Source organism: Erysipelothrix aquatica, assembly GCF_009828775.2.
Classification (GTDB): Bacteria; Bacillota_I; Bacilli_A; order Erysipelotrichales; family Erysipelotrichaceae; genus Erysipelothrix; species Erysipelothrix aquatica.
On record NZ_WTSY02000008.1, the window covers coordinates 65,994 to 77,461 of the forward strand.

Sequence of the window (11,468 nt, forward strand, 5' to 3'; positions counted from 1 at the left end):
CTTCTTTATCCATCAATATCTTCGTAAGTAAAGCAATGCGTAAGGTACGCGGCACCTTTTTCCGAAAGGGCTGTATAAACATCTTGATAGGTTTCAAGCTTACTTGGTGTGTCGAAATAGTTGTTGACATGAATTCGCTCTGTCTCCAGGAGTCGGATAAACTCCCCAACATTGCGACCTTCAGTCCAACGAACATAGCCGTACGGATAGTCGATAGCATCACGTTCATAGGATGTGTTATAACGTCCTGGACCACCTGCTCGAGAGATTCGAATTTCAATCTCTTTTACAAACATTTTTTCGCGAGAGTAATGAGGTTGAATATCACCAACAATTACCGATTTACCACGATCTTTGAGCCAATCCAAGCTTTTATCAGTGAGATAACTTGCCCCACTCCCCGCACAGAGAAAGACTGCATCCGCACCCCGGCCCTGGCTCAACACTGCTAAGTCTTTTTCTAATTCGACTTCATCGGAATATGTTTTTAAACCCGAGACATCATGCAGTAATTCAGCACGCGATGCTGATCGATTTAGTGCTAAGACGACCATCCCGGCATTATGTGCAATTTGAGCAATCAACTGGCCGTATATGCCCAAACCCACGACAACACAAATCTCTCCAAATTGAAGTTCACCTTGGCGTAATCCATGAATTGCAATCGCCCCCAAACCTGCAAGGGATGCATCGGTCATGGAAACCTTATCCGGTACTTTAACTGCAAGCGTTTTGGGAACAAGCAGTTGTGAACGATGCCCAACATAGGGTGCACCGTAAACCGCGACACGATCGCCAATTTGAAAGTTCTCAACACCTTCACCTACTGCATCAACAATTCCTGAAGCCGAGTAACCTAAGCGCACGATGTCATCGTCAGATGTTTTTGTCATTGTCCCTTCAGTTCCAGGACTCACCGCCGAATACAAAACGCGAACTCGTACATAATCTTTTTTAATGACATAATCGTCTGATTCATAAATATTAACTGCACCATTTTGTGCTCCTAAATATCGCATTGTTATCACTTAATACCTGTGAAGGCAATTCCTTTCGTAAAGTATTTTTGGAAGAATAAGAAAATCAAGAATGTTGGAATAAAGGATAAGAATGCTCCTGCCATTTCGATTCCAAAGTGACCTTCTTTTGTCAGTAGCGACGCCAATCCTACTGTAATAGGATACATATCACTACTTGTTGTGAAGATAAGCGGTGTTAAAAAATCATTCCACGATGAGATAAAAGCGAACGTACCCACAGTCGCGATGACCGGTTTTGATAACGGCAACATGATTGTAAAGAATATTTTTAAGTCACTCGCACCATCAATTTTTGCTGATTCTTCAAGAGAACCTGGAATTTGCTGCATAAATTGTTTCACTAAGAAGACTCCCATAATTGACCAAACAAGTGGCATAATAAGGGCGGTTCGAGTATTTATCCACCCAAACTCCGAGAACATAATATAACGAGGAATAATGAGCACCTGTGTAGGAATCATTACCACTGCCATCATCGCCCAAAAGAGAATGTCTTTACCCCAAAAATCTTTACGGGCAAAGATATAACCCAAAATCGCTGCGAAGAACATTTGGAAGACTGTTGGAATTACGGAAATTACAATAGAATTCCATAGCCATGTAAGAATGGGGGAGTATTTGAAAATATGTTCAAAATTCTTAAACGTAAGGTCATGTGTGACGATCCATGTAAAGGGATTTCCAACTGGAATCTTCGCATCGATAAATGCCCCAACAACCATTATAAGAAACGGTACAATGAAGGTAATTCCTAACAGTACCAATACTGTCATACGGATTATTTTTACTTTTTTTTCGCTCATAGTTGCCTCCTAGTTATAATCGACTTGTTTGCCAAGATAGCGTTTTTGAATCATTGAAACAACAAATATAAAGAAGAACAACACATAAGCAAGTACACTTGCATATCCAAAATCATAAGCTGTAAATCCTTGTTGATACATATAATAGACGATGGTGTTGGTTGCGTAATTCGGTCCCCCACTCGTCAATAAGAATGCAGAATCAAAAATTTGGAATGAGCCAATTGTTGTTGTTATTGCAACGTACAAATGGATTGGCATTAATAACGGCATTGTTATTTTGAAGAATGTTTTCAATCGCCCTGATCCGTCAATTTTTGCTGCTTCATATACATCGTCAGGGATTCCTTGGAGTCCTGCATAGTAGTAAATCATCGTATTTCCAACAACTTTATAAATTGAAAGTCCTGCTAAAACCATCAATGCTTGACTTGAACTTGATAGAAAGAGTTGCTCTGGCACTCCGAAGAGTGCGAGGAATTGATTCACAAATCCCTCGCTATTCCCACGGAACATCCATGCCCAAATACCGGATATAACTACAAAGGATGTTACAACTGGAAGAAAGAATACGCCTTTGAATACGGTCGCCCAGCGGCGTTTTAGTGAATGAATAAGCGTGGCAAATAATAAACCTAATGCCATTGTAGGCACAATGTAGAGTAGCGAAAACATAACGGTATTTCCGATTGATTTCCATGCATTCGCATCATTAAAGAAGCGTTTCCAATTATCAAAAGCAATAAATTCGGGAGTTCCGACAATCGGATAATCCATGAATGTTATGACAAAACTAAAGATGATTGGTCCCACATAAAATATTGCAAAGTGACCTAAAATCGGCACTAAAAACAAATAGACTAGAGAGTGTTTCTTAACGTGTTTAATCGCTCTATCGCGAAAACGAGGTTCGGGCGACACTTCGCGTTTTATAGCAACTGCACGATCTTGGTCAATCGTATTTTTTTCTTCCATGTATAATCCTCACATTTCTAATTTATTTGAGATATGTCTTAATTGATTCTGCTGATTTATTTGCTGCTTCTTGTGGTGTTAATGTTCCTTCAAGCATTGCTTGAACGTTTGCTTGAACATCTGGCATAAACACGCGTGCTTGTGAATTAATGACTCCAGGGCGTGCAATTTTTGTAAATTCAGCCATCTGTTTCATTTCTGGATTGTTGTCGTAGATTGATAATGCACTTTCACGTGCAGGGATGAATCCTGTAACGGTATTGAATTCTATCATGTTTTTTTCGTTGGTCATGATTTTGAGGAATTCAACTGCTTTTTCTTTATTCTCAGAGACGTTTGATACGACAAAGGCACCTGTTGTACCAAATGTTGTTTCCACTTCTTCTTTGAGTGGTGATCCAATGACGAAATCTACATTATTTTCTTTTGCAGCTCCGATAAGGTTATTTGCACCCCATGCAGCCATAACTTTACCTTCTAAGAATAGAGGTGCTGAGTCTTCAACTGTAATCGAATCTTTCGAGATGAATCCATCTTTGTACCATTGGTTAATTTGCTCGAATGCTTTGACTGATTTTTCATTGTTAATGAATACTTCATTCTTATCATTCGCAATATCGCCACCCGCTTGCCAAATTAGTGGATACAATGATGAGTTAAGCGTATTTCCACCGTCGTATGTCCGTGCGTAGTAACCAGCTTCAACGGCTTTAGCACCGAGCTCATGAAATTCTTTCCATGTTTTTGGTAAGTTGTTGACGTCTGCACCAATCTCTTCAAGAATTTTCTTATTATAGAATAGTGACTGTGATTCACGCAGAATTGGCAGACCGTATAATTTATCTTTATACGTTACGGCGTCCATACTTGTGTCTGAGAATCCTTTACGATCTTCTGATGAAACAAACTCATCAATGTTTGCAATTAAATCTTTATCTGCAAATTGCGTAACTTGGTCAGGAATGAGATAGAAAATATCTGGTCCTTGCTTCGCTGCAAGTGTTGTAGTGAATTTTTGTTCACGGTTTGCCCAAGGAATTTCTTCAAAGGTTACCGTTGCATTTGGATTTGTTTTTTTGAACTCTTCTGTCATGTTTGCGTAGACAGCTTCAATATCTGCTTTCTTGTCTGCACCAACATAAGGGTGTACCCATACTGTTAAATTAACTTTTTCGTCTGATGATGGGGATTTTTTACTTCCACATCCGACAAGTGTCAATAAAGCCAATCCGATCACGAATGATCGTTTCAAAATCTTATTCATGCTAGTTCCTCCTTGTATGTACATAAGCATGTTTTGTTTCTAAGAAACAAAAAGATCTAAAGAAATGACAGAGCGATTCTTAAACGTGCTTCTGTGAGCTACATTGCGTGTATTTGAATCTGTATTTCGGGAGTTTTTTGAGTGATAGTGATTCAAAAATGTATTGTTTAATTGTCGTTATTTTGTACGATAACCTGAATACCGCCATATTATGACTTTCTTGCTCCATCTAGTTCTTGATTGTGAGAATCAAGGTCTATTTCTTTTCTTTTCAAATGCAACAGATTTCCGCTTAACCCCTTACTTCTTGGGCGAAACGAATACCTGATTAATGTCCTTCCTCCTTGAATACGCTTTCATTATAGCCTCTTTCATTAATACTGAATATTACATAAATTGCCAAGAATCATAAAATTCTTGCACTTCAACATATTATAAAAAAAGCTGATTACTCAGCTTTTAATTTCTTTTTTAAGTGATATGTAATAACGAGCATTAATCCCAGGCTCGCAATCACAATCCCTACATTTTGATAAGTAGATTGTACACCCGTGGCCGGCAGTGTTTCTTCCCGCACGCCCTGGTCCTGACTACCATCCGGTGTTTCAGGATTAGTTGGTTCAATTGGATTGATTGGGTCAATTGGGTCGATTGGGTCGATTGGGTCGATTGGATCAACAGGAGTTTCGCCATTTCCATCATCTTTAACCTTCAGACCATTGATTCTGTCAGTGACCTGATTGACCAAATCATCAATGTCGGTTTGTACTAGACGTGTTTCAAAATCTTCGAGGGTCATGCCAACTTGAAGTTGGTCTTCTTCATTTTGTACCACAGTCAGCATTTCATGTGCTTTCGCAATAACGTTCTCGAGATTATTCACGGTTTCTTCTGTATATTTCGACAGATCAAGGGATGTTGCACGTGTTAGTGCCGCTTCCAAATATGCACGTTTTAGTTTCGGAACTTGATATTCAGCAACAAGCGTCACATCATCATAGTAAGCCCCTGTTGTTTGGAAATAGTTTGAGCTCCCAAAGCCAATGTACATAGAAACAGCATTTTCTGGAGCTATTGCTGACACACTCACAGTTTGCCATGCCCCATATCCATTCCGTATATGCTTTAGAGATTCTCCATCGACATCTTTACCGACTTGTTTGCCGTTTTCATCTAAGAAACGAATGAATACAGTGTTTTGTCCATCTTCTAAATATAGATTCGTTGTTGCAGTATATTTTGTTCCACTTTGGACAGGTAGACTATCAGAAGCCACAAAGATAGTTTCTTTATCGGATGTGTCTTTGAGTTTTAAGCTATGTCCTTCAGAAATATAGCGATCTGTACTAATCTCAAAGCTCACATTTGCTGTGATAGCATCGAACAGGGAATGCCATCCAGAAATAGACGGTACGGCTTGTCGCGTCTGTACGTTCGCCTCGAAATCACCATTAACAAGAGGTTGTATGACTTGCGCAATTATGGTCTCTTCATTTTCCATCAGAGGATCCACATCGATAATCTCAATTTTTTCGATATCTTGGGGAGAATTTTGAAGGATGTAAATCGCTTCTTTTCCCGTATCATCCGAAGCAAATGTCATAAAATCGACTTCTTTATCCGTTAAAATCCGAGTATGTTTCCAATCAGGGTGGGCTGGATCGACCACAGTCATACGGCCTGCAATGTCGGTATAAAGCAATCCGTCAGTCCCAAATTCTATGTGAACTGGACGCCACATGCCACGATTTTTTACATCGGGATAAATATCTTTATGTTTGGTAAACGTCATTGTTTCGGGATCCATGGTGAAAAGAACACCATCTACCGCACCCCAAAGTTGCCCATCTTTATCGAAAGTCAGACCACTGATCATTGGTGTTTGCTGTATGGATTCAAACGGGATTTCAATTTCTTTCACTTTCTCTTTTTTAGCAATATCCCAAACAAAAATTACGGGTTTTGTTGCCATTTCAGACGTTGGTGCATCAAGACCACCACGAATTGTTGTCGAACCAAAAATAAGATTACCATACTTCGCTAACCCCACAATACTTTGATTTTCAACAACATTACGATAAACTTCTTTCTCGCCAGTTTCCGGATGGTACAAGGCGAGAACGCCACCTAATTCTTTATAATATGGTATGGTTCCTATCATGAGTAAATCATCTTGAAACTCCATAATGTAAGGTCGATCTTGGGCATAACTATCTTTAAGATTAAAGAGTGTTTTTTGTTCAAGTGTGGTTGTATTCATCTCCTGAATAACTGCACCACCATAAAGACCAAAGTACATTGTATCTCCATTACCAGGTGTCATTCCTTCTGCCTGCATTTGATTGAAAATACGGTTTGTGTTTGACTTTACGTCGACTTGCATACCTTTAGGCCCACCTGGATAGGAAGAAACATATAAATTTCCATCATTATCTTTCCCCAGGTTGTGAAGTAAAATCGGCGTTCCCTTAAGTTTATTTTCCGTTTCTGAATAGGTTCCTTTTTCTAGATTAAAATGAGCAATGTCACCCAATCTTTTAAAGGAAACGTACTCCAGTCCTTCAGGGGATTGATAAACTGCACCACCACGATGTCCTAAGAATCCTCCACCCACTGCATTTGCTTCCAGTGTGTCTAAATTAATTTCATGGAGTTTTCGTTCATATGTTACATAAGTTTTATTATCGTGGACCGCAAGTTGATCCCAGCCAAATGCACCATAATCATCCACACCACCATCATGCTTTTTGCTCAGTTTTTTATCTTCCCATTTATTTTCTTTTAAATTATAAAAGAGAAGTGCTCCTTCGCCACCATCGTCAAAACGCGCTAAAAGATAATCATTGGCAATGCCCATATTATAAACATGATTTAGATTGTTTTTATCTCCAGGTTTGTTGATAATATCATACGCATTACCTGTGATATCAACTTTCTCGCCAGTCTCTGCATCCATTTTAATGACACGTGCATTTACACCCGTTCCGAGATAAACAGAACCATCGTGATACGCTATTGACCGGACATAGCCCGTCTCATCCCCAGGTGTCGCTTTACCCATGTTCTTAAATGATTTGCTTGCGACATCATATTTGATGACACTTCCCTCATGCTCTTTATGTGTCCCGATATATACATTACCGCTATCGTCAGTCGTAATTGACCAGAATTGATGACCTGGAAGCGGTGTTCCTAAAAGTGTAATATCTCCAGAAAAAGGGATATAATGGTACAATTGCCCATCATTGTTTGGCCCTAATGCTGCAATATATACGCTACCGTCTGGTGCAACAGTATGACCCCATGCTTGAGATACGCCCGGTACAAGTTTTGAATACACAATTTCATTAGCAGCAACATCAATCATATTGAAGTATCCACCATTCGTCATTGAATATCCATATAACTTCCCATCATGCATACCAAAAGTGGCACTAATTACGGATGTGACGGTGTCAATTTCATTTCCAGTTGGAACCGGATCAAAGAAACCGCGTCCACTTAGAACGGTTTGAGGTTGTGGTTCTGGCAATGTTTCTGCTTCAATTGTTTGTATTGGTACAATACAAACAAGCATCAGTAACACGGACATCAACATGATTCCGACTGTCTTAAAACTTTGAGTCATTTCATTCTCCTTTTTGTTCAATTTTTGAGACACGCTCTCATACTTTTGAATGTTGGAAATTGCTCACTCAATTCAATTTCATGAAAATCATATCATGTAGGCGCTTTCATAAATTTAAAATAATTGTTTGAATGTATAAAAATCTTGTACTATTGTGCCTAAATCAACATAACACCCATACTATCATAAAAATAAACCAGCCGAAGCTGGTTTAGTTTTCTGCAAATTGACTGTTGTAAAGATCAGCGTAAAAACCATCTTGTTCCATAAGTTCATCATGGTTTCCTGTTTCAATAATATTACCATCACGCATGACAAGAATCTTGTCAGCATTACGAATTGTTGATAAACGGTGTGCAATTACAAATGATGTACGACCTTTCATAAGTTCAGCCATCGCTTCTTGAATCATGGCATCCAAACGGGTATCTACCGAACTGGTTGCTTCGTCGAGAATCAGGATACGCGGATCACTGAGTAAAGCCCGTGCAATTGTAATCAGTTGTTTTTCACCATTAGAAATATTTGATGACTCTTCGTTAAGTTCCATGTCATAACCATTTGGTAACGTTGTAATAAAGTGGTGAACATTGGTACGTTTTGCTGCGTCGATGATTTCTTCATCACTTGCATTCGGTTTTCCATACGCAATATTTTCTTTAATTTTGCCACTGAATAACCATGTATCTTGAAGTACCATTCCAAACAAGGAACGCAAATCATCACGTTTCATATCTCGAATATCGACCCCATCAATACGAATTGATCCCGAATCAACATCATAGAAACGCATTAACAAGTTAATAATGGTTGTTTTACCAGCTCCTGTTGGACCTACGATCGCAACCATCTCACCTGGCTTAATATCCACACTCACGTCTTGGATAATCGGACGTTCGCCATAGCCAAAGTTAATGTGATCAAACGATACAGCACCTTCATAGGTATCAATGACAACTGGATTGGCAATATCTTCAACGTCATCATTTTCTTCAAGATATTCAAAGACACGATCCATAGCAGCGATACTTGATTGAATCGTTGGTGCAAGTTGTGTAATTTGTGCAAGTGGTTGATTTACTTGCCAAATATAACGAACAAACGACTGTAATGCCCCAACAGCCATGACACCTTGAGCAACTTTCATAGCTCCCATGAAGACGGAAATCGCAATGACAATATATGTTACCAAGGTAACTCCTGGACTCATGAGCCCAGAGATAAAGTTTGCTTTAAATCCCGCTTCAGCAAGATTACTGTTGGTTTCTTTGAATTCTTCAATCGCATTTTCTTGATAGTTATAAAGTTTAATTTCATTGAATCCAGTGAGTTTCTCCTGGACAACCGCAAACATATCACCCAATGTTTTTTGTTGAACATCAAACAAGGATTGCGAATGTTTAATAATATAGCGTGCAAAGACATAACTAATTGGAATAATTAAAGATCCGACTAGCGCCATTTGCCAATCAATCACAAACATCATGATAACCGCCATTGTGAGACTTAGAATCGCCATAACAATTTGTGCAAAGGCTTGTTGGAGGGCTGCTGAGAGTGCTTCGATATCTGTTGTCATCCGAGCCATTAGATCCCCAGCTGCATGTTCATCAAAGTAACGAATCGGCAAGCGGACCATTTTTTCTTTAACAGCCATTCGTAAATCATACACGGATGATTGAATGGACGCTGTAATAAGGTATTGATACAACATACGAGAACCCGCATTGGCAATATAGATTGCAAGTAAGATAAAGATAATTTTCCAAATAATATCGTACTGGATGTGTGCACCAGCAACACCAGCATGAATCGCCGCAACATCTTTTGCAAGTTGAGTTGTAGCGAATCCCTCAATCGCAGGCGCTGCTGCTGTTAAAACTGCAGCGATGAAGATGAATGTGATTGCAAAGATTAATTTAATTTTATAAGGCTTTAGAAAACGCCACATTTTACGCAAGCTGCTCATATTTTGCCATCTCCTTTTCACTGAGTTGAGATTCTGCAATCTGAACATAGATTGGGGAAGATTTCATAAGCTCAAGGTGGGTTCCTTTTCCTACAATTTTTCCTTCATTGAGAACAATGATTTGGTCTGCATCAACGATTGAACTAACTCGTTGCGCAACAACCAACATTACAGAATCTTTTACTTCTTCTCGTAGATTTTTACGAATAAGTGCATCGGTTTTATAATCAAGTGCAGAGAAACTATCATCAAAAATATAGATCTCAGGCTTACGAACTAATGCTCGTGCAATGGATAGACGTTGTTTCTGACCACCAGAAACGTTACTTCCACCTTCACTTAACCATTCTTCGTATTGATCCGGTTTCTTTTCAATAAAGTCACGGGCAGCAGCCATTTCAGCACTTGCTTCAATTTCACGTGAATCGGCATCACGTTTTCCGTAACGGATATTTTCATTAATACTTCCGCTAAAGAGCAATGCTTTCTGGCGAATAAATCCAATCTTATCGCGAAGTGCATACATATCGTATTCGCGCACATCTACGCCATTTACGAGTACACGTCCGCTAGTTACATCATAGAAACGCACAATAAGATTTATTAAGGTCGACTTACCAGAACCTGTTGAGCCAATAAAGGCAATGGTTTCACCTTTTTTCGCTGTAAAGGAGATATCGGATAAGACATTCGCTTCACCATCTGGATAGGCAAAATCAACGTTCTCAAAGACGATACTTGTATCTTCAGTTCCATCAGTAACACCGTTTTCAGGATTCATAATGAGTGGTTCTTTGTCGAGTACCTCTTGAATACGACGCGCACTTACAGCTGCGCGAGGATACATTACAAACACAATCGAGAAAAGGAGTAATGAGAACAATGCATGGAATTGGTATTCCAAGAATGCAACCAAACTACCCACTTCAAGTGATCCAATATCAATCATTTGCGCAGCAACAAAAATGGTAAACAGAACCGCAATATTTAAGATAAAGAAGAATATAGGCTCAACACGTGACATCATGAAGAATAACTTTTTCGAGGTACGTGTATAGTCACTATTTTTTTCTTCGAAGCGCACTGTTTCGTGTTTATCTTTTCTAAATGCACGAATAACACGAACACCTGTAATATTTTCACGCGTAATTCGGTTTAGGACATCCATCAGCTTTTGTTGCGCACGACTGATTGGCCCTGATTTTATGCCTGTATATGTAACAACAATAAGAATAAATGGGATACTTGCTGCAACAATTAATGCAAGCGCTTGGTTTGTATCATAAATCATCCATGCCGAAGCAGCGATCATAATTGGGCTATTTAATCCCATTCTTAAAAACATTTGAACAAACAACTGGAGTTGGTACACGTCATTTGAAATCCGTGTAATTAAGGATGATACACCGATTTCATTATATTCCGAGTGAGATAATTCTTGGACTTTTTTAAATAAGTCATTTCGGATATCGCGTGTCATCCATGTTGCAATACGACTGGACGTAAACCCGAGTAAGATATTACCCAATCCCCCAATAAATGCGACGCCCAGTAGCATCAAACCTTGATTTCTGATGATATCAAGATTACCGCTTCCGACACCTTCATCAATCATGTTACCCATGATTGTTGGCATCCCTAACTCTGTAATAGAGAAAGCAATAATCGCAATTAAATTGAGGATAAATAGTAGTTTATACTTTTTTAAATATTTGATGATTAATTTCATATTTTTCCTCCTGTACGAAAACTCATAACTGCATTATAATAAAGTATAAGGTAACCTTAT

The 11,468-nt window shown here is 39.0% G+C and carries 7 protein-coding genes; all 7 read right to left on the reverse strand.

The window, feature by feature from the left end:
* Positions 1 to 5: 5 nt before the first annotated feature.
* The 7 genes from GVV20_RS03810 to GVV20_RS03840 all read right to left on the reverse strand — a co-directional run bounded on the left by GVV20_RS03810 (position 6) and on the right by GVV20_RS03840 (position 11,408).
* The gene (locus GVV20_RS03810) at positions 6 to 1,019 is read right to left on the reverse strand and encodes a zinc-dependent alcohol dehydrogenase (RefSeq protein WP_236261753.1); all 1,014 of its coding nucleotides are present in this window, start codon (positions 1,017 to 1,019) and stop codon (positions 6 to 8) included.
* Positions 1,020 to 1,024: 5 nt separating this feature from the next.
* On the reverse strand, positions 1,025 to 1,843 hold the full coding sequence (locus tag GVV20_RS03815; protein WP_159740028.1) for a carbohydrate ABC transporter permease: 819 nt from the start codon (positions 1,841 to 1,843) through the stop codon (positions 1,025 to 1,027).
* Between the two features lie 9 nt (positions 1,844 to 1,852).
* Positions 1,853 to 2,818, reverse strand: a complete 966-nt coding sequence (locus GVV20_RS03820; RefSeq protein WP_159740027.1) for a carbohydrate ABC transporter permease — start codon at positions 2,816 to 2,818, stop codon at positions 1,853 to 1,855.
* 22 nt (positions 2,819 to 2,840) lie between these two features.
* A complete protein-coding gene (locus tag GVV20_RS03825; protein ID WP_159740026.1) occupies positions 2,841 to 4,082 on the reverse strand; it encodes a sugar ABC transporter substrate-binding protein in 1,242 nt (413 codons plus the stop codon).
* 448 nt (positions 4,083 to 4,530) lie between these two features.
* The gene (locus GVV20_RS03830; protein ID WP_159740025.1) at positions 4,531 to 7,710 is read right to left on the reverse strand and encodes a hypothetical protein; all 3,180 of its coding nucleotides are present in this window, start codon (positions 7,708 to 7,710) and stop codon (positions 4,531 to 4,533) included.
* Positions 7,711 to 7,921: 211 nt separating this feature from the next.
* A complete protein-coding gene (locus GVV20_RS03835; protein ID WP_159740024.1) occupies positions 7,922 to 9,679 on the reverse strand; it encodes an ABC transporter ATP-binding protein in 1,758 nt (585 codons plus the stop codon).
* Positions 9,663 to 11,408 carry an ABC transporter ATP-binding protein gene (locus tag GVV20_RS03840; RefSeq protein WP_159740023.1) on the reverse strand — a complete coding sequence of 582 codons (1,746 nt, stop codon included), beginning with the start codon at positions 11,406 to 11,408 and terminating at the stop codon, positions 9,663 to 9,665. Before GVV20_RS03840 ends, GVV20_RS03835 begins: the two co-directional genes overlap by 17 nt.
* Between the last annotated feature and the right edge of the window lie 60 nt (positions 11,409 to 11,468).